At 62.0% G+C, this 20,278-nt stretch carries 16 protein-coding genes and 1 tRNA gene; 3 read left to right on the top strand and 14 right to left on the bottom strand.

The window, feature by feature from the left end; genetic code table 11:
* Positions 1-119 precede the first annotated feature (119 nt).
* The 7 genes from QMB98_RS01575 to QMB98_RS01545 form a co-directional block, all read right to left on the bottom strand.
* Positions 120-2,564 carry a DMSO/selenate family reductase complex A subunit gene (locus QMB98_RS01575; RefSeq protein WP_371683879.1) on the bottom strand — a complete coding sequence of 815 codons (2,445 nt, stop codon included), beginning with the start codon at positions 2,562-2,564 and terminating at the stop codon, positions 120-122.
* 356 nt (positions 2,565-2,920) lie between these two features.
* A tRNA-Thr gene (locus tag QMB98_RS01570) sits at positions 2,921-2,993 on the bottom strand.
* A gap of 121 nt (positions 2,994-3,114) precedes the next feature.
* The gene (locus tag QMB98_RS01565) at positions 3,115-4,653 is read right to left on the bottom strand and encodes an alpha/beta hydrolase (RefSeq protein ID WP_371683878.1); all 1,539 of its coding nucleotides are present in this window, start codon (positions 4,651-4,653) and stop codon (positions 3,115-3,117) included.
* A 65-nt stretch (positions 4,654-4,718) separates the two neighbouring features.
* On the bottom strand, positions 4,719-5,867 hold the full coding sequence (locus QMB98_RS01560; RefSeq protein ID WP_371683877.1) for a DNA polymerase III subunit delta': 1,149 nt from the start codon (positions 5,865-5,867) through the stop codon (positions 4,719-4,721).
* Positions 5,854-6,456 carry a dTMP kinase gene (gene tmk, locus QMB98_RS01555; RefSeq protein WP_371683876.1) on the bottom strand — a complete coding sequence of 201 codons (603 nt, stop codon included), beginning with the start codon at positions 6,454-6,456 and terminating at the stop codon, positions 5,854-5,856. The genes QMB98_RS01560 and tmk overlap by 14 nt, the downstream gene beginning before the upstream one ends.
* Complete coding sequence (gene topA / locus QMB98_RS01550) at positions 6,453-9,224, bottom strand: type I DNA topoisomerase (protein ID WP_371683875.1); 2,772 nt, start codon at positions 9,222-9,224, stop codon at positions 6,453-6,455. The genes tmk and topA overlap by 4 nt, the downstream gene beginning before the upstream one ends.
* Before the next feature lie 101 nt (positions 9,225-9,325).
* On the bottom strand, positions 9,326-10,789 hold the full coding sequence (locus QMB98_RS01545) for a methyltransferase (RefSeq protein ID WP_371683874.1): 1,464 nt from the start codon (positions 10,787-10,789) through the stop codon (positions 9,326-9,328).
* A 112-nt stretch (positions 10,790-10,901) separates the two neighbouring features.
* Here QMB98_RS01545 and QMB98_RS01540 point away from each other — a divergent pair, with 112 nt between their 5' ends.
* On the top strand, positions 10,902-12,311 hold the full coding sequence (locus QMB98_RS01540) for an MFS transporter (protein WP_371683873.1): 1,410 nt from the start codon (positions 10,902-10,904) through the stop codon (positions 12,309-12,311).
* Between the two features lie 55 nt (positions 12,312-12,366).
* A complete protein-coding gene (locus QMB98_RS01535) occupies positions 12,367-14,712 on the top strand; it encodes a DEAD/DEAH box helicase (protein WP_371683871.1) in 2,346 nt (781 codons plus the stop codon).
* Here QMB98_RS01535 and QMB98_RS01530 read toward each other — a convergent pair.
* From QMB98_RS01530 to QMB98_RS01520, 3 genes are read right to left on the bottom strand one after another with little or no spacing between them, the layout of a single operon-like run.
* Complete coding sequence (locus QMB98_RS01530) at positions 14,709-15,056, bottom strand: Rv3654c family TadE-like protein (protein WP_371683870.1); 348 nt, start codon at positions 15,054-15,056, stop codon at positions 14,709-14,711. The two genes, QMB98_RS01535 and QMB98_RS01530, sit on opposite strands and share 4 nt — an antisense overlap.
* Positions 15,053-15,412, bottom strand: a complete 360-nt coding sequence (locus QMB98_RS01525) for a TadE family type IV pilus minor pilin (protein WP_371683869.1) — start codon at positions 15,410-15,412, stop codon at positions 15,053-15,055. The genes QMB98_RS01530 and QMB98_RS01525 overlap by 4 nt, the downstream gene beginning before the upstream one ends.
* 60 nt (positions 15,413-15,472) lie before the next feature.
* A complete protein-coding gene (locus QMB98_RS01520) occupies positions 15,473-15,670 on the bottom strand; it encodes a DUF4244 domain-containing protein (protein ID WP_371683868.1) in 198 nt (65 codons plus the stop codon).
* Between the two features lie 138 nt (positions 15,671-15,808).
* On the opposite strand from QMB98_RS01520, the gene QMB98_RS01515 reads away from it, so the two are divergent.
* On the top strand, positions 15,809-16,783 hold the full coding sequence (locus tag QMB98_RS01515; RefSeq protein ID WP_371683867.1) for an aldo/keto reductase: 975 nt from the start codon (positions 15,809-15,811) through the stop codon (positions 16,781-16,783).
* Between the two features lie 53 nt (positions 16,784-16,836).
* On the opposite strand, the gene QMB98_RS01510 is transcribed toward QMB98_RS01515, so the two are convergent.
* Genes QMB98_RS01510 through QMB98_RS01495 form a run of 4 tightly spaced genes read right to left on the bottom strand, consistent with a single transcriptional unit; the run spans position 16,837 to position 20,232 of the window.
* Positions 16,837-17,358, bottom strand: coding sequence for a type II secretion system F family protein (locus tag QMB98_RS01510; protein WP_371683866.1), 522 nt, complete (start codon positions 17,356-17,358; stop codon positions 16,837-16,839).
* Positions 17,355-18,077: a type II secretion system F family protein gene (locus tag QMB98_RS01505; RefSeq protein ID WP_371683864.1), complete on the bottom strand. Its 723-nt coding sequence runs from the start codon at positions 18,075-18,077 to the stop codon at positions 17,355-17,357. Before QMB98_RS01505 ends, QMB98_RS01510 begins: the two co-directional genes overlap by 4 nt.
* Positions 18,074-19,222 (bottom strand): TadA family conjugal transfer-associated ATPase, encoded by a 1,149-nt coding sequence (locus QMB98_RS01500; protein ID WP_371683863.1) that lies wholly within the window; start codon positions 19,220-19,222, stop codon positions 18,074-18,076. The genes QMB98_RS01505 and QMB98_RS01500 overlap by 4 nt, the downstream gene beginning before the upstream one ends.
* Entirely contained in the window at positions 19,219-20,232 is a 1,014-nt protein-coding gene (locus QMB98_RS01495) for a hypothetical protein (protein WP_371683862.1), read from the bottom strand. Before QMB98_RS01495 ends, QMB98_RS01500 begins: the two co-directional genes overlap by 4 nt.
* Positions 20,233-20,278 lie beyond the last annotated feature (46 nt).

Genomic DNA, 20,278 nt, shown 5'->3' with positions numbered 1-20,278 from the left:
TTTCATGCCACGACGCGCAAAACGCCCGCTACACACTCAATTATGAAGAGCCGGATAAATGCACGGAGGTGGGCCGGTAATTCGACCCACCTCCACGCGTCACCTAACTCAGTGAGGAGTTATGCCTTCTCGACCTGAACGAGGTTGGTGTGTTGACCATTGCCCTTCGCCAACGGGGTTGGGTGGAGGCTGGTGAGCATATTGACGGCACCGCCATGATCGACCCCATCATCATCGAAGTCCACCCAGGCACCCTGAGGGACCGAGAGCACACCGGGGACAATGCGCGGGGTCACGTTAGCGGGTAGCGAGATCCGACCGCGGTCGTTGTAGACGTACACGATGTCATCGGACTCGATGCCCCGCTCACGAGCGTCTGCCGGATTGATCCATACGCGCTGATGGTGGGCTTCCTTGAGGTTCGTGAGGTTGCCGTACGTGGAGTGCGTGCGTCCCTTGAAGTGGTGACCGATGCACTGCAGCGGGTACTTCTCGTTGGTCCGTGCCTCTTCGACACCCTCGCGGGTAACGACGTAGGCCGGGATCGGGGTGATCTCGTCGCCGGGAATCGGATCGGGGAACTCCCACGTGTCTGCAAGCTCAGCCAAACGGGTCGAGTAGATCTCGATCTTTCCGGAGGGAGTATCGAGTGGGTTTGCCTCCGGATCGTCACGGAAGCTCCTGAGCGCAACCGTGGTGCCCTCGGGCGTGCGGTAACGGAATACGCCCTCATCCTTCAGTTCGTCGAAGGTGGGGAACATTCCCGGGTGCTCATCGCGCACCTTGTCCTGCACCCAGCGAGCCCAGTCTTCAGAGGTCTCCTTACCTTCGGAAAACTCATCACCGATGCCGAGGCGCTTGGCGAGCTCCATGGTGACCTCGATGGCGGGACGAGACTCGTAGAGCGGATCGATGGCACGTTCCGCCATGATCTCGTACGCAATGTCTCCCGTGTATTCGGATGGGATGATGTCCCAGCGTTCAGACGTGGTCGTATCCGGTAGGACAAGGTCGCACATCTTCATCGAGGAGGTGAGCTGGTTGTCCATGCCGACAATGAACTCGCACTTCGTGTCATCGTCTAGGATTTCGCGGGTCCTGTTGATGTCACCGTGCTGGCTGGAGAGCATGGAGGAGCCGTACACGAGCATGAACTTGATGCCGACATCGAGCTTGTCCTTGCCGCGCACACCGTCCCGCAAAGCGGTCATCTCGGGCCCGTGGTCGATGACATCCGTCCAGCGGTAGCAGGAGATCGAGGTCTCCACCGGGTTCACGCCGTCGTCAATCCAGGAGGTGTAGGGCCAGAAGTAGCCTTCGCGACCGCCGGTACCACCGCCAGGGATGCCGACGTTGCCGGTCATCGCCGCGAGCAGGTAAACGGAGTTGGCGCTGTTCTCGCCGTTGGCGTGACGCTGCGGTCCCCAACCCTGGGCAATATTGACAGGCTTGGTCTGAGCAACGTCGCGAGCAAACCTGCGGATCTTGTCTGCGGGAACGCCGGTAATCTCGGCAGCCCACTCAGGGGTCTTCTCGATGCCGTCCTCGCCCTTGCCTTCAATGTAGGAACGGTAGGAAGCGTTCAGGGGAGCGCCCTCTGGCATGTGGTCCTCATCGAAACCAACACAGTACTGATCGAGGAAGTCCTGGTCTTGAAGGTTCTCGGAGATCATCACGTGCGCCATGCCGGCCACCAGGGCCGCATCCGTTCCCGGGCGGAGCGCGATCCAGTCATCGGCAAGAACCGAAGCCGAGTCCGAGTAGCGGGGATCCACGACGATCATGCGCAGGCCTGCCTGCTTCGCCAGGGTAGCCACATAGGTCATGCCGCCGCCCGACATGCGGGTCTCGAGGGGGTTGTTGCCCCACAGCACGAGGAGCTTCGAGTTCTCGACGGCGTCTTCGAACGAGTTCGAGATCTGTTCATCGGGGGAGCCGTAGAAGTAGCGGGTGCACTGGGAGATCTGCAGGTAGCTGTAGTTGCCGTAGTAATTCAGGTGTCCGCCGAGCAGGTTGAACAGACGCGCCCAACCGCCGGAGTTGGCAACGTGCGCGTTCCACACGCCGGAGCCGTACTGCTTGTAGACAGCTTCGGGGCCGTACGTGTCGTAGGTGTAGCGGAGCTTCTCGGCAAGGAGGTCCAGTGCCTCTTCCCACGAGATCTCCTCGAACTCTGCGTCGCTCCTCTTGGCGCCAACGCGCTTGAGGGGCTTCTTGATTCGGTCAGGGTTGTAAACTCTCTGCCGCATGTTGCGCCCACGAACGCATGCACGAATCTGGCGATTCCAGAGCGTGTCATCACCCGTGTTGTCGGGCAGGACCCGGACGATCGTGCCGTCCTTCACCTGCAATCTCAGTGGGCATCGCGAACCACAGTTCACAACACAAGCCGACCATACTGTTTTGTCGACACCTTCAGCGCCATCAACCGCTGCGGCGGCGCTCTGGGTGCCCGGCATTCCCAAATGTGCGGCGGTTCCAACGAGTGCGGCACTACCGCCAATCACTCCGGACCACTTCATGAATGATCTGCGACTAACCTTCTTGTCCAGTACTTCTGGCATCACCAGTCACCATTCTTTCCCTATCAAATGCTTAATGTGGACTTACCGTAATCCCGACATAACCACACAAAACGGGGACCTGAGTCCCACTTTTTCGACTCGTCACTTTGCTATTTGCTTGCATTCCGAAACGCTGTTCTTTCCTATCCGCGTTTGCGGCAGAAATCGGGGAAATTGCCCCCAAAAAGCACCCAATCTTGATTCAAACCGACTTGCGAGGCCTGCCAAACACTCAACCAGCGACCGTTCATGAAGTTACATGTGAAAACTCAGCGCACCTTCCAGGTGACCGAGAACTAAACGGGCTCCGAGCATGCAGAAAGCCCCAGGAGGAAACTTCTGGGACTTTCAACTTGAGCCGCCTAAGAGAATCGAACTCTTGACCTATTCATTACGAGTGAATCGCTCTACCGACTGAGCTAAGGCGGCGCTGTGATATCAGCAAATTGAGCTTACCGAAGCTGAATCCAATATTTCAAATAGTGGCATATGGCGCTGAACACGATTGCGCCTCGCTTAGCGGGGCGCAATCGTGTTCAGCGCATTTGTCTTATGCGGGGCAGACCAGACCGTCTTCAGGAATGGTGTCGTTGATGAAGTAGTCATCGACGGCGTCCTCGATGCAGGGGCCTGCCGTGCCGTAAGCCGTGTGGCCTTCACCTTCCCAGGTGAGCAGAATGCCGTTCTCGAGCTGCTCAGCGAGGTTGACGGAGGACTGGTAGGGGGTTGCCGGATCACCGGTGGTACCGATGACCAGGATCTCGGAGGAACCTTCAGCAACGAACGGTCCGGGAACCTCATCGGCCGTAAACGGCCACTCTGAACAGAACGTGTCTCCACCCTGGAAGTAGGGAGCAAACAACGGAGCGTCCTCTGCGAGGCGAGCATCGTTCTCTGCGACCGCGGCTTCGTCAATGTCGGCCGGGTAGTCGATGCAGTTGATGGCCCAACGAGCCTCGAGGGAGTTATCCGAGAACTCTCCGGTAAAGGTGTCGCGACCGATCATGAGGTCGTTGAAGGTCAGAATAAGCGAGCCATCATCCTGGTTGAGGAGCATGTCCAGTGCCTGGCTCAGGTAGGGCCATGTCTCTTCCGAGTAGAGGGTGGTGGCGATGCCGGTGTAGAAAATGCCGGGGCTGACGACGCGGTCCTCGATCGATGTCGGGACCGGGTTGTCTTCCGTTGCCTCAATGGTCTCCTGAAGGAACGCCTTCGCTTCCTCGGGGGTGTCGCCCTCGAGCGGGCAGTCCTCTTCACCAAGGCAGTAGTCAATGTAGGCGTCGAGTGCCTGCTCGAATCCAACTGCCTGGAAGTAGCTCTGATCGAGGGACGGAATGGCGGGGTCAACCGCACCATCAAGAACCATGTGGCCAACGTTCTCGGGGAACAGTTCGGCGTACTGACCACCAAGGTGGGTGCCGTAGGAGAAGCCGAAGTAGTCGAGCTTGTCTTCACCGAACGCTGCCCGCATGACGTCCATGTCCTTCGCGGCGTCAATCGTGCTGACGAACTCGAGGAGGCCACCGGAGCTCTCGCTGCAGGAGGCGATGATTTCCTTGGTGTCCGCGAGCGACTCGGCTTCACCCTCATCAGTATCGTCGTACGACTTGTCGAGCATGATGCCAAGCTCGTCATCGGGGAGGCAGTCGATCGGAGCCGAATCGCCCACGCCACGCGGGTCGAAACCGATAATGTCGTAGTTCTCGCGGAGCTGCTCCGTGAAGTAGAAGGAAGCGCTTTTAGCAACATCCTGACCGGAGGCTCCGGGACCACCCGGGTTCACAAACAGGGAACCCTTCGCTTCACCCGTCGCATTTGCCTTGAGCACGGCTATCTCGATTGACTCCCCATCCGGGTTGTCGTAATTGAGCGGGACCGTGACCGTGGTGCATTCAGTGTTGATTGAACCCGAGTCCTCGCATGCTCCCCACTCCACATCCTGGGAGTAGAAGTCCTCGAGCCCCTCGGGAACGGAAGCAGTCTCGTCCGTACCGTTGGATTCGGAACCGAGGTCTTCACCCGGTACTGAGGAGGAACAGGCTGCGGCGAACAGGACAATGGAGGCGGCGATGGCACTGAAGCGTTTCACCTCTTCAGGTTAGACCAGAACGCACTTTCGTTTCGACGCCGCAAACGGGCTGGGGATTGTTCCCCTCAGCGCCGAGTAGCGACCATCATCGCTTCCACAGCCAGCTGAGGTGCAACGTTGGCTCCAATGCGCTCACGCGCGAGCGAGATCTCATCCATGATCGAGATTGTTTTCTCAGCCGAAACACTTCCAGCGATGTCCCTGATTTCTGATTCGAAATCCGGGTTTACGAGATCCGTTCCCGCCTCGAGTTGGACGGTGAGGACGTCGCGATAGAAAGCGAGGAGATCGATGAGCGACCGATCAGTGGCGTCCCGCAGCTGACGGGTTTCGCGCTTCTTCTGTTCGGTCTCCAAGGCCTTGAACTGGGACTTCAGCTTGGGAGGGATTGGCTCATCCGGCCCCAAACCGAGTGTGTGGCGCAGTTCTTTCGCCTCACGCTCGCCACGATCCTCGCCCTGTTCCTCAGCCTGAGCCTTTGCTCGGTCGATGAGATCGGATGCTGCGAGCACGGCGGCACCCGTGGATCGGATGCCATGGACGGCACGGAGGTTTTCTTTCCTGCGCTCCCCCACCTTCGGGTCGCGAGCAAGTGCGCGGGCTGCGCCAACGTGCGACTGAGCGGCACGAGCGGCCACGAGAGCTGTTTCGGGGTCGACACCGTCCCTGCGGACGAGCAGTTCCGCGACCTTTTCTGCGGCAGGGATGACAAGATTCAAGCCGCGACACCTGGACCTGATGGTCGTCAATACGTCTCTTGGGGAGGGAGTACACAGGATCCACACGGTCCGTGGTGGGGGCTCTTCGATGGCCTTGAGCAGAACGTTCGTGGTGCGCTCAACCATGCGGTCGGCTTCCTTGATGATCATGACCCGCCACGCACCGACTGTGGGCATGGCCTGCGCTCGGGACACGAGTTCGCGAACGGAAGCCACCGAAATTGTGGTCGCCTCGGTGCTGAGGACTTCAACGTCGGGATGGGAATCGGACATGACGGTGCGACATCCCTGACACTCGCCACACCCAACTGTTTCTCCCGTGCACTCCAAAGCCGCGGCAAAAGCCTTCGCCGCATTGGACCTACCCGATCCGGGCGGACCTGTCAGGAGCCAGGAGTGCGTCATTCCGGTCCCACCCGTGCGTGCCGCAGTTGCGGCCCTGGTGAGAACGGAGATCGCGGCTTCCTGGCCGGCCAGGTCGTCAAAGACGCTCATATGCCTGACCAATCTCTTCCGAGATCTCTTCGGGTGACCTGCTCGCATCGACAACCGTGAACCGTTCTGGTTCCCGAGCTGCCAGCTCGAGGAAGGTCCTACGCACCTGGGCGTGGAACTCGTCTCCCGCGGACTCGAGCCGGTCCTTTTCGGAGCCGATTCGAGTGGCGCCGATGACGGGGTCGAGGTCGAGCAGGATCGTCAGATCCGGCATCAACTCATCGGCGGCCCACTTGTTGAGACCCGTGATCGTCTCGATACCAAGGCCGCGGGCGGCGCCCTGGTAGGCGATGGAGGAGTCCATGTACCGGTCGGTGATGACGGTGGCTCCGCGCTCAAGCGCGGGTCGCACGACGGTCGCGATGTGGTGCGACCTGTCGGCCGCATAGAGAAGCGCCTCAGTTCTCGGTGACAGGTCCTCTCCGTGCAGGAGCGCCTGACGGATCTTCACACCCAGATCGGTCCCACCCGGTTCCCGGGTGAGAACAACCTCGACTCCCTCGTTCCGGAGGCGGTCAGCGAGCAACCCAATCTGCGTGGTCTTGCCCGCTCCGTCACCTCCCTCGAAGGAAATGAACCGGCCGGTCACGACTCGTTCTCTCCCGAGTCCGGCGCGCTCTTGGTGGACCTTGCGGTCGTTTTCTTCGCCGTCGACTTCTTCGCAGCCGTTGTCGTGCGCGTGGCGGTCTTCGCGGCCGGAGCCTTCTTCGTCGCAGCCGACTTCTTGGCGGGAGTCTTGCGCGCGGCAGTCTTCTTCGGAGGGTCGTTCTTCAGCTTCTCGCGGCGCAACTCGAGCAGCTCGTAGGCGCGTTCCGGGGTGATGTTCTCGACGGTGTCGGCAACGCGTAGCGACGCGTTGATCTCACCATCGGTTACGTAGTGCCCGAAGCGACCGTTCTTCAGAACAACGGGTTTCTTGGAGACGGGGTCTTCACCCAGTTCTTTGAGCGGAGCCGCTGCCGCGGCGCGTCCGCGACGCTTGGGCTGAGCAAAGATCGCCTCGGCCTCATCGACCGTGATCGTAAGAAGCTGTTCCTCGCTGTCGAGGCTACGAGAATCGGAACCTTTCTTGAGGTAGGGACCGAACTTACCGTTCTGCGCGGTGATGACGATGCCCTCGGGGTCCTTGCCCACTTCTCTCGGGAGGGAGAGAAGCTGGAGGGCCTGCTCGAGATTGACGGTGCTGAGTTCCATGTTCTTGAACAGAGACGCAGTCTTCGGCTTTGCAGACTTGGGTGCGTCCTCCGGGAGCACCTCGGTCACGTAGGGACCAAAGCGACCATTCTTCGCAACAATGTCGAGACCGGACTCGGGATTCTGGCCAAGAATGCGTCCGTCGTCCTTGCCCTGCTCGATGAGCTGCTGAGCCTTCTCGAGGGTCAGCTCGTCCGGGGTCAGGTCCTGGGGAACGCTAGCGCGGAGCGGATCCGCGCCATCAACCTGCTTCTCGATGTAGGGACCGAACTTGCCGACCCTGAGGTCAATGCCGTCGCCGATCGTCATGGTGTTGAGTGCGCGAGCATCGATCTCACCCAGGTTCTCAACCTCGTGCTGGAGACCCTTGTGCGTGTCGTCGCCGTGGTAGAAGGAGTCGAGGTAAGCAACGCGGTCGACCTTGCCGGAGGCAATGGAGTCGAGGGACTCCTCCATCTGGGCCGTGAAGTCGTAGTCGACGTAACCGGGCAGGTTCTCTTCGAGGAGGCGAACCACCGAGAAGGCCACCCACGTGGGAACGAGGGACTGGCCACGGCGCTCCACATAGCCACGATCGGTGATGACCGAGATGGTGGAGGCGTAGGTGGAGGGTCGGCCGATGCCGAGCTCTTCCAGCTTGCTCACGAGGGACGCGTCAGTGAATCGCGGGGGCGGGGTGGTTGTGTGACCATCGGCAACGGCACCCGGGTCCACAACATCAACGATGTCGCCTTCCGAGAGGTCGGGAAGGCGCGATTCGCCGTCCTTGTCCTCATAGCGGGACGTGTCCTTGCCTTCTTCATAGACGGCGAGGAAGCCGGGGAACGTGACGACGGTGCCGGATGCGGACAGGTTGGCCTTCGAGAAACCTGCGGCATTGATCCCGGTCGACATCTGGATCGACACGGTCAGAAGGTTCGCGTCCGCCATCTGCGAGGCCAGGGTGCGCTTCCAGATCAGCTCGTACAGCTTGTACTGCATGCCGCTGAGGGAGCTCTTGACCTGATCCGGGGTGCGGAACTTGTCACCGGCGGGACGAATTGCCTCGTGGGCCTCCTGGGCGCCCTTCGCCTTCTTCGAGTAGTAGCGGGGGCTGTCCGGAACGTAGTTCGCTCCGTAGCGTTCCTTCACCTGGCTACGGGCGGCCGAGATTGCTTCCTTCGACAGGTCGACCGAGTCGGTTCGCATGTAGGTGATGTAACCGTTTTCGTACAGCTGCTGTGCCTGGCTCATGGTCTGCCGAGAGTTGAGCCCAAGCTTGCGGGAGGCCTCCTGCTGGAGAGTGGAGGTCGTGAATGGCGGCGAGGGGCGACGCTTCGAGGGCTTCGACTCGACCTTCTCGACGCCAATGTGTGCATTCTGCAGGGACTCGGCAACTGCCTTGGCAGACTCCTCGTCGAGAACGGCGACATCCTTGCGGATCGCGGCGGCGGTCAGCTTGCCGTCGTCACCCAAGTCGCGGCCCTGGGCGACGGGACGGGAGTCAACCGCGGAGAGGCGTGCCTTGAAGGTTTCCTCTGCGCCCTCTTCGCCACCGCGGACCTTGACTTGGACGCTCCAGTACTGGGATTCGACAAACGCCATGCGTTCGCGTTCCCTCTCCACAACAAGCCTTGTGGCAACCGACTGGACGCGGCCCGCGGACAGTCCGCCACCAACCTTGCGCCACAGCACGGGAGAGACCTCGTATCCGTAGAGGCGGTCGAGGATGCGGCGGGATTCCTGAGCATCGACCAGCTGGGTATCGATCTCGCGCGTGTTCTCGAGGGCGCGAGAGATCGCTTCCTTCGTGATTTCGTGGAACACCATGCGCTTGACCGGCACCTTGGGCTTGAGCACCTGGAGAAGGTGCCAGGCAATGGCCTCACCCTCGCGGTCCTCATCAGTTGCCAGATAGAGTTCGTCGGAATCCTTCAGGAGCCTCTTGAGCTCCGTCACGGTCTTCTTCTTGTTCGAATCAACGATGTAATAGGGGTCGAAGCCGTCCTCGGTATTAACCGCGAAACGCCCGTAGGGACCCTTCTTCATCTCGGCCGGAAGCTCTTTCGGTTCAGCCAAGTCTCGGATGTGACCGACGGAAGCTTCCACCACAAAATCAGGACCCAGATAAGTCTCGATGGTGCGCGCTTTGGCGGGAGACTCCACGATGACAAGCTTGGTCACTGAACTTCCTTCGATTGATGATTCCGCGATGGGGACTACGCACAATATATAAGGAGTGAGACCCCGTTGTTCAACTCGCTCCCATTCTGCGCATCACGATATCACCCGTTGACGGCGAGGACTCCCGCGCCCACAAGCTCACGGATCACGGGCAGAACCGCCTCTGTGAGGGACTCACCGTCCAGGTCGAGGAGAGTCGCGAGCGCTCCGAGGATCTGCTTCGCCGACAGGTCGCCGTCACAGGCACCAACAAATCCTGCCACTTCCACGCTCACGGGAATCTCCCGTCCGTGGCTCATGAGGCTAATGTGCCACGGGTCCGGCTGACCGGACGTGTGGAGCCTCTTCTCGATCACTCCCTGACCCACGAGGTAGCTGGCGAGCAGCTGCTCATCGGTCAGTTCCGCCGAATCCAGGCCCTTCCAGGCCGCGTCCACAAACGTGTCACCAATCGGGCCCCGATAGTCTTCAAGGCGTTGCGCACCGTCCTGCGCCCCGATCGTCAGGTACGCGAATGCAATGGAGCTGTTGTCCTTCATCTCCCACAGCCACGAGGCGAAGGCCGAGTCGTATGCACCCCCGCACAGCTGGGACTCCCGCAGCCACATGTGGGCGTACTCGGCTGGGTCGAGTACCTCGCGCAGCACGACCCAAGCCTTGCGGTCACCGAGCCAGCCGGAGATCGGTTCCCGCCAGGCCGTGTCGAAGTTGGCGTCCCCAATGCCTGCGCCAACCTCCCAGTTGCCCAGGATCCAGGCGACACCATCGTCGGTCAGGTGGTCCCCAACATTCGCAAGGATCTGCTGGAGCAGAGAATCACCCTCCACCCCGCCGTCGCGGTACTCGTAGGTACCGATCTGTCGGCGCACCTTCTCGGGAGTGATGACAAATGGAGGATTCGACACGACGCGGTCGAATCGTTCCGGGGCGGGCTCAAAGAGTGAGCCCTTGCGGACCTCGACGCTCAGGCCCGCAAGCGCGGCATTGAACTTCGTGAACTCGAGGGCGCGGTCCGACACGTCGGTCGCAACAACGTGCGCACCGGCCTTGGCCGCCAGCAGTGCGTGGAAGCCACAACCCGTACCGAGGTCCAGAACGGTCTGGCCCTTCTCGAAACGAGTGAGGTTGGCGAGGGTCACGGTCGCTCCACCCACGGGCATGACGTGGTCCGTTTCGGGCGCCCTCCCCTGGAGCGGGCCGCGATCGGATGCAATGAGGAACTCTCCACCGCCGTGCCGGTCGGGAATGGCGACGGGCTTGATGGCAATGGTGGCGCGGTAGTCCTTGGCGATCAGACCGGAGGCAACGGCCTCGTTGAACGGGATCGAGGGTAGTGCTTCCTCGTATTCCTCTGGTGTGAGCGGGGCACCGAGCAGGAAGAGTTTTGCGAGGAGCCCAACCCGGGATGGTCTGCGTGCGATGGCATCGAGTGCGGGAAGTCGCTGTTCCCGCTCGACGCCACCCATGCCCACGGGCCCGAGTGCCCCCATGACGGTTCCGAGGCTGTAGTCCGCCAGGTCGTTGCGAAGCAATGACACCAATTCCTGGGTCTTCAAGACACTCACCTGCCCGATTCTTTAACATTTCCTTACCTTGTATGGGTATGCTATCCGAAATCTCGTCTATCACGACACCAATGAGTGCCAAACGAACGAGGCGGGGTTATGGTGACATCTTGTGACTGACGAATCTTTGCTCTCTTCAAGGGACCGTAACCGGGTCCTCACTGTCCTGCTTTCTTCGCTATTTATGGCGCTTGTCGCGGTGTCGATCGTCAACGTCGCACTCCCGTCGGTGGAGGCGGGCCTGGGAGCTTCCTCGACGGATATGCAATGGGTTTTGTCGGGATATTCACTAACCTTCGGAATCGTTCTCGTCGCCGCAGGCAGGGCAGGTGACCTGTACGGCCGCGAGCGCCTCTTCGTCGCGGGCACCGTTCTGTTCGGACTCGCCTCACTCGTTGCGGCGCTGTCCCCGTCGATTCTCGTGCTCAACCTGTCCCGTGCGGTCATGGGCGTTGGTGCAGGCCTCATGAACCCTCAGTCCACCGGCATCATACAGCAGTACTACCGGGGCGCCGACCGGGCTCGTGCCTTCGCGATGATGGGAGCGATCGTTGGTTTCGCTGTCGCCATCGGCCCCGTTTTCGGTGGTGCGATCATCGGCTGGTTCCCGGAGGGCGAAGGCTGGCGATGGACGATGGGAATCAACGTTCCCCTCTCCCTCATCTCCGTCATTCTCGCCGTCATGTGGCTCCCAAAGACCCCGCGCTCCGACGGCAAGCACGACCTGGACCCGATCGGAGCTCTGCTCCTCGGCGCTGCGGTTCTCCTCTTCATGCTCCCGTTCATGATGGCGTCCGACAACATCAATACCTGGTGGTTCGCGCCCGCCGGCATCATCGTTGGCATCGTCTGGTTCGCGTGGGAGCAGCACTACCGCTATAGCGGCCGCTCCCCCATGGTCAACATGGCACTGTTCCGCAACCCCGGCTTCACTCTCGGCACCGCCATGATCACCGTGTTCTTCGCGGGCACCACGACCGTGTGGGTGCTGATCGCCCAGTTCGTTCAGTACGGGGCGGGCGAGAGCGCGTTGATGGCGGGCCTCATCGGTCTGCCCTCCTCCTTCATCTCGATCTACACCTCCTTCATTGGTGGCAGGCTCGTCATGAAGCATGGGAGGTGGCTGGTCGTCACCGGCCTCGGCATCAGCATCGTTGGTCTCATCCTCACGGTGTGGTCCGCCTTCGCAATCGTGGACGGTGCCCCGATCTGGATTCTTTCCATCGCGGTGCTCCCCCTCGGCTTTGGCGCCGGCTGGATCACCTCCCCGAACCAAACCCTCACGTTGCGTGACGTGCCCTCGAACTACGGAGGCACCGCTGGTGGCATCATGCAGACCGGCCAGCGCATCGGCACCGCTGTCGGCACCGCCGCCGTGACGGGCCTCTACTTCACTCACCTTTCCTCCGGTTACGATGTTGCGTTTCTCTGGGGCTACGTCCTCATCGGTATCTTCATGACGATCGCCCTTATCATCGCCGTCGTCGACGCTCTCAAGGACCATGGGGAACCCGCAAAATAACCCAGCACAGATGTAGCCTCTGCTCGGTGGGCAAATAAACCGCTACATTGTGACCATGAGTATCTGGAATGCCATCGTGGACGGGTTCAGCCCCGACCAGATCGCTGGCACCCTGAACTCACCTGGCCAGGAGGGTACCCGCGACGCTTGGCCCGACTGGATCCATCCCGATATTCCGCACGGTCTCGCCCAATACGGGATCGAACGTCCGTGGCAGCACCAGGTCGACGGCATGAACTCGATTCATTCCGGCCACCACACCGTCATTGCAACAGGGACCGGTTCGGGCAAGTCCTTGACCGTGTGGGCTCCCGTCGTATCCCAAATCCTCCACCACCGCGAATCGAAGAGCCTCGCAGACGTGCGCAAGCGCCCCTCTGTTTTGTACATGGCGCCAACGAAGGCACTTGCGGCGGATCAGCTCGATTCCCTCGCCAAACTCGTGAACATCACCGGAGGCCGAGTCCAGCCGTCCACCGTTGACGGTGATACCCCAGCCGAAGTGCGCAGGTGGGCGCGTGCGTACGCCAACGTCATCCTGACCAACCCGGACTTCGCACATTTCTCCATGTTGGCGGGACACGACAGGTGGACCCGCATGTGGTCCGGACTCACCGCCATCGTCATCGACGAGTTCCACACCTACCGCGGCATGATGGGAGCACAGGTCGCTCTCGTTGTGCGCCGCATGCTCCGCGTCGCACGCCACTACGGAGCCAACCCGACTGTCGTGTTTCTATCCGCAACCGCCAACGATCCCGCCAGCACAGCGGGCAGGTTCCTCGGGATTCCCGCAGACGAGATCAGCGTCATCGACTCCGACACATCCTCCCACAGCCCCTCCCGACTCGTCATCGCGCGAGGAAAGAAAGTACCAAGCGTCAACGACGATGTCCTCGTGGTGGACGCCGAGGCTGAACCCGCACGCAGGTCGGCGCTGAAAGAGTCGGCGATTGTCGCGGCCCGCGCGGTCGACGCGGGAGCATCCACCCTTGTCTTCTCCCGCTCCAGAGCCGGAGCCGAGAGCATCAGCTCACTCATCCAAGAGAACCTCAGCGAACGCCACTCCAGATTTGCGCATCAGATCGCGGCCTATCGCGGCGGCTACCTACCGGAGGAACGCCGCGAACTCGAGGCAGCGCTACGAGACGGCAGCATCCGGGCGCTCGCAACGACGAACGCACTTGAGCTTGGCATCGACATCTCCGGACTCGATGCCGTCGTCATGTCCGGGTGGCCCGGCACCCACGCCTCGTTCCGTCAGCAGATGGGACGAGCGGGACGCTCCTCCCGCGAGGGAATAGCCGTTCTCATCGCGCGTGACGATCCGCTCGACCAGTACCTTGCCGAGAACGTTGAGGGACTTCTCGAGCAAGCCGTCGAGGCACAGGTCTTCGATCCCACCAACCCGTACATCGTGTCGGGTCACGTGTGCGCCGCCGCCTCAGAGCTCCCGCTCACCGAGGAGGACGCGTCGGTCTTTGGTTTTGAGAACACGGACCATTTCATGGAGCTCACGGACGCGGGTCTGCTCACCTATCGCGGTGGCAAGTGGCGCTGGAACTTTGCCCTCGGGACCTCAGCACATGAACTCGTCGATATTCGAGGTACCGGCCAGGAAGTCTCCATCATCGAGGGCTGCACCGGCACACTACTCGGAACGGTCTCTGGTTCACAGGCGGACACCACGGTGCACCCCAACGCGATCTACATTCATCAGGGTTCCCCCTACATGGTCCAGTCTCTCGACGAGGAACGCGCCATCGTGGAGCCCTACCGGGAAGAAGAGATCCGTACCTTCGCGGTCGCCGATACCGCGGTCGACATCATCGACACCCAGGTCGAGATCCCAACTAAGTCCGGCACCCTCGCCTTCGGTGACGTGCTTGTCGCATCCCGGGTCACGGGGTACGACACGAGACGCAACAAGGACGGGCTCTACCTCGGTCGGACCCCGTTGGAGATGCCGCTGCGGGAACTGCCAACGCAGGGATGCTGGTGGACGATCTCAGAGAAGCGATGCGCCGAGGTTGGACTCACCCCCGACATCCTGCCCGGCGCATTGCACGGTCTGGAGCACGCCATGATCGGCATGCTCCCACTGTTCGCGACCTGCGACCGCTGGGACATCGGCGGACTCTCCACCGCCATGCACCTCCAGACGGCCAGCCCCACGATCATCATTCACGATGCCTCCCAGGGTGGTGCCGGTTGTGCGGAGCGGGGCTTCCACAAGGCCCGGGCGTGGCTGGAGGCGACTGTGAGCCGACTCGAATCGTGCCCCTGCCGGGAGGGCTGCCCCTCCTGCATCCAATCCCCCAAGTGCGGGAACGGAAACTCCCCGCTCTCAAAAATTGGTTCCCTCATCCTCGGGAAGGCTCTGCTGGAGGACATGTCCTAACGGGGCCCCGCCTCAGCCTTCCCGGTCAGGTGCATGCTTCCCAGCATGCCGAAGCGGACACTGGCACGCGTCTCCACCGCGACCCTGTCACCCTTGATCGTGCACGACACCATCTCCGCGTCCCGCACCACCGATCTCGCTACGTCGCAGGGTTCTGACTGCGCGAATGGATCGTGCAGGGTTTCCGCCGCGGCAAGCGCCGCGAAGTCTGCGGCGCTATCGGCCCGATGCTTCGAATCGAATCCCGCGGCAAGCCCGCCCATGAGAAGTGCGATGGCACTGATGACGGCAATGAGAGAGAAGGAGAGGACGGTGCCGGAACCGCGCTCCGGATCGTCCATCATCCCGCCTCCGCCAGCGCCGTCATCGACGATTGCGCAGTCAGGCCCAGCATCGACCAGGTGCCTCCCACGGGGGACGTGACCGTGACGGTTAGGAGCTCGCCGCGTTGCTCCACGCGGACCGTGGCATCGGAACCCGCGCGGTCGGCGACAAGTTCTCGCACCTCGCTTGAGCTCATCTCCATGGCGTACCCGCGTGCCGCCTCACGGGCAGCATCCGTTACTCGAATCTGCGTCACCAGTGCCATCCCGAAACTCACCACGAGAAAGAGCACCGTCAGGACTGCGGGAATCGTGATCGCAAGTTCGGCCGTGACCATCCCTCGCTCGCTACCCGTGATCCGTCGTTCTTTATTCATCAGCTTGTGAACCTTCCCGGGCCGGCCCCGCGGGGCCGGCCCTTCACGCGAATCTGCGTCCTAGAAGATGGTGAAGATGCTGCGGAAGATGTTCTCCAGCGCTTCACGCACCCAGGGCTGATCGAGAATCCAAATGAGGAGGCCACCGAACGAGGTGGCGGCGACCGTGCCAATGGCATACTCGGCCGTCGCCATACCCGCTTCCGGGTCATCAAATGTGGGATCAAATTCGTCGAATTCAGTGATGTCGGGATTCATGTCTGTTCCTTTCAATGTGTCGTGCCGGGCGGCACACAAGAACTGTCTCGCTCCTGCTCGCCGCGCTCACTGGTCCGAAACGTGGCCGTGGAATCCAGAACGCGTGACGCGCTGTGCACACGTCGCTAGGCTGAAGGCATGGAACAACGTCGCATGGGAGATTCCGGACTCCGGGTCTCAACAATTGGTCTTGGTGGCAACAACTTCGGTCGCAAGAACTCAGCTACAGAAAACTTGGAAGGCACGCGTGCCGTTGTGGAAGCGGCACTCGATGCCGGGATCACGATGTTCGACACTGCCGACATGTACGGCATGGAGCCGGGACTGTCGGAGAAGTTCCTCGGCGAGGCATTGGGTAAGCACCGCGACGAGGTTGTCATTGCCACGAAGTTCGGCATGAACATGAAGGGCGCCAACGGCCAAGACTTCGGTGCTCGTGGCTCCCGTAGCTACATCGTGCGCGCAGTTGAGGCCTCCCTCAAGCGCCTCGGAACCGACTACATCGACCTGTACTACTACCACACGGTCGATCCCAGCACCCCGTTCGAGGAGACCCTGACCGCCCTCGACGATCTCGTCACCTCGGGCAAGGTCCGCTACCTCGGACATTCGAACATGACGGGCTGGCAGATCGCCCACGCCGAGCATCTCGCCCGCGAGCTGGGAACCGAACGCTTCGTTGCCTCCCAGAACAACTTCAACCTGCTCGACCGCCGCGCAGAGCTCGAGGTTCTGCCCGCCACCGGCTTCTTCGGTCTTGGCGTCGTCCCCTACTACCCGCTCGCCAACGGCCTCCTGACCGGCAAGTACACGGACGGTAAGGCACCCGACGGTTCCCGCCTCGACGTTGCAAAGCCGCAGCTCATGAAGACCACCGACTTCGAACAGCTCCGCAGGTTCCGCGACTTTGCCCAGGCAAGGGACCTGACCGAACTCGAGGTCGCCTTCGGCTTCCTCCTCGCCTCCTACCCGGTCGCCTCGGTCATCGCCGGCGCAACCAAGCCGGAGCAGATCACGGCAAATGCTGCTGCCGCCTCGTGGGTTGCCACCGAGGACGATCTTGAGGAACTGAGCGAGATCTTCCCGCCCGCACCCAAGGTCGCGCTCTTCTAGAGCAGACAGTCTGAGGCCACCACGGCAGTGGCGGCCTCATCACTATCTGTCTCCTACCCGAGCAGCGCCATCCCCATGGAGATGATGACTGGCGCGACACCCAGGAGGAAGAAGGCGGGGAGGAAGCACAGTCCGAGTGGAATGACGAGGCGCACCCCGAGGCGAGCCGCCGCCTCCTGCGCGTCCTTCATTCGTCTCGCTCGTACGCTCGCTGCGGCGCGGCGCAGCAGGATGATCGGTGGGGCACCATCAACCCATGCGGGCTCCAGGGCTCGCGACAGCCTGCTGAGCCGACCCGAGGCGCCATCCCATGCCTCGTCCCACCCCGCTCCCATGAGAAGCGACTTTCCTGCCCGGATGACATCCTTTGCTTCCTCGCCGGGAGGCAGGCACCGACCAAGCGCATCAAGTGCGGACGGAATGGATGCACCCGATGCAACAAGTGCCGTTGCCAGGTCAATGACCATGGCCTCATCGACAGGCTGCGGGCGAGGTTCCGGTTCCGGTCGGCGTTTCGGTAGTCTGCGTGGCGGCCACCAGAGAGCTAGCGCTACGAGCGCCATCAACCAGATCATGACGCCCTACCAATGGCGCCCTCGGTCTGCGCGGTGCGGACCATTCTGCGAACAATTACGATTCCCAACACTTCGCACGCCAATCCCGCAACCAGGAAGATCCGCCCGAGTCCCGTTCCAAGGAGAAAACCCAGCGGATCGACTCTCATCATGATGCCAAGCCCAAGCCCAACGAGAGGCAACCAGGCCAGCATTTTGGCCGTCGATTTGGGTCCTTGAAGCGCAATCTCGCGAGCCGACTGTGCTTCTCCTGCCTCCGTTAGCCCCTCCGCGCACTCGTCAAGAACATCTGCCATGGGTGCACCGGTCTGCCAGGTGAGGCGAGTTGCAGCGAGCAGGGAAGGGAGCGCGACTCGGGTGAGGTGAGAGATTCTCGGGGCTCCCGTGACGAACGCCTTCAGCTCGGCCACGAAACCCACCTGGTTTTGGAGCTCAATGAGGATGCGCGGGGTTCCTTGCCGGTCAAGCGTCGGTACCCGAGCAGGCAGCCCCGATCGTTCCAACGAGAGCTCCCAGGCACGCTCCACCCCCATGCCCGCCCGCAAGCGCGTTGCCACTTCGGAGGCGAGAACACCGAGGTCAATGTCGTGCCGCTTGGGAAGCTGAAAGGACCGTGACCGCCTCGCTGCCCGCACCTTCTTTGGTTTCGGGAGCCTGCGCGGGAAACCTCCGCTCAGGACCGCCGCGGCGGCGGCAATCCCCACGACAACCGCGATCATGAAGTCTCTGATCCCAATCCAAGACGCCCCACGAGCCTCTCGAAGGCGGGCCCGTGATCGAGTCCCTCCCCCAACATCCTCACCGCTGTCGTAGAAACGAGATTCCGTCCCACTCGGCTCAGGACGGAGATGTGGTCGATGCGGCGGCCCTCCGGGGTTCTCTTGATGTGGATGACGGCATCGAGGGCGGCAGCGGCCTGTGCGGCCACCGTTTCCTCTGTCATTCCCGCGAGCGCACCGAGTGCCACAAGGCGGGCAGGTACATCCTGGGCGGTGTTGGCGTGGATGGTGGCCCAACCGCCCTCGTGTCCCGTGTTCAGTGCCGCGAGCACGTCCCTGACCTCGGCGCCGCGACATTCCCCGAGGACGAGCCGGTCGGGTCTCATGCGCATGGCGGCGCGGACGAGGTCGCTCATCGACACCTCGCCGGTTCCCTGCACGTTGGCGTGTCTGACCTGCAGGTGGACGCAGTGCGGGTGGGTGGGATGAAGTTCAGCAGACTCTTCGATGACGACGATTCGTTCGCCTACGGGCACGAGCCCGAGGAGCGCAGCGAGCAGAGTGGTCTTGCCCGATCCTGTTGCCCCGGAGATCATGACGTTCGCCTTCGCGCTAATCATGGCCGTCACAATCTGTGCCATGGCACCATTGACGGTCCCGGAACGCTCAAGATCATCAATGGTCAGCGCGACGGGGCGCTGGGTTCGAAGCGAGATGAGGGTCCCTTCGGCGGCGAGTGGCGGGAGGACGGCGTGGAGGCGAACTCCCGACGGGAATGTGCCGTCAACAATGGGGGAGGCATCATCGAGGCGCTGCCCGCACGTTGCCGCCAACCGCACCGCCAGCTTTCTCACCTCACCCGGGTCCACCAGTTCTGTCGAATCGTGGTTGACCCGTTCCAGCCCCCTGCCCCTGTCGATCCAGATCCCTTCCGTTCCGTTGACGAGAACGTCTGTGATGAGCGGGTCTTCGAGGAGCGGTTGCAGGACTGGGCCCGCGCCCTCGAGCTGTTGGAGGATGCCTTGACCGACGGAGGCAACAGAGGCGATGGAGATGGCATCCGGGGACGCTCCGGCAAGCACTGAGGCAACCGGATCTCCCCCGACGACCGCGGCGCGTACCTCTTGCAGGGCGGCCGAGCTCATGCCGTCACCCTCGTGGCGATCCGCCTGATGTCGCGGGCGGACCCTGATCGGAGGCGATCGCCCGGGGTCATCCCGTGCGCGATGTCGCCGTCGAAGGTCCGTTCAAACCGGAGCGGACACGTTTCCACCTCCAGCTGGTGTGCAGCATCCTCCGCCTGCCCGACGCTCTTGACGCCGGCAATGACAACCGTGTGGGGAATCGTCGATGGCAGGAGAGGGAGGGTTCCTCGGGCTTGGGCGAGGCTCGCGATGTCGGGGCGAGTCACGAGGACGAGGTGATCGAGCCAGCTCACGGCCTCGTGTATGGGTGAGCTCTTGAGCAGCGCGTGCCTGGGGAGGTCCGCTACGGTCACGGAACTGACCTGCGACACCGCCGAGGCCACGTTGATGCCGGTCCGGTCCGCTGGGACTGAACCACGCTGATCCCCGCAGAGAACGTGGACGTCCTGCCACAGTGGTAGCGAGTCCACCAGCCGTCCCGGGAGTAGCGTTCCCTTTTCCTTCGTGACGTCCGCCCAGCGTTTGCCTGTTTCGGGGAGGCTGAGGAGAATGCCGTAGCCGGCCGAGAGCGGATCAAGATCGACGAGACTGACGCTTCCCTCCTGACCGAGTTGACGGGCAAGCATGGCAGCCAAGACCGTGGCCCCCGCCCCGCCGTGGGCAGCGACGACACCAATGATGATGCCGCGCTGGGTTGCTCCCGCCGCGACGAACAGCTCGAGAAGGTCTGCGGGGTGGGAACGCGGGCTGACGGACACCTGCTGACCGGCGAACTCCGGTTGAAACAGCTCATTGAAGCTGGCGAGCACGGACCTCGTGGCTCCCGCTTCCTCCGTGAGGGTGAGGATCGCGGGTGGTGCATCAGCCTGGGGCGAGATTGTGGCGGTATCGACCCCTGCCACGACAGCGAGTCGTTCAATGTCGGTGATGAGTTCGGCCGATGATGCACGGATGAGGACCGTGGTCAGCGGTTGCGTTCGTACCCTCCGGTGGGAAATCCGTTCGTTCATGCCCCGCAGTCTGCCCCCCCGAGAGGGACTTTCCGGACCTGCGAAG

Origin of the sequence: Flaviflexus sp., assembly GCF_041440645.1 — a bacterium.
Lineage (GTDB): Bacteria > Actinomycetota > Actinomycetes > Actinomycetales > Actinomycetaceae > Flaviflexus.
This window is presented reverse-complemented; position numbering and strand designations above follow the sequence as displayed.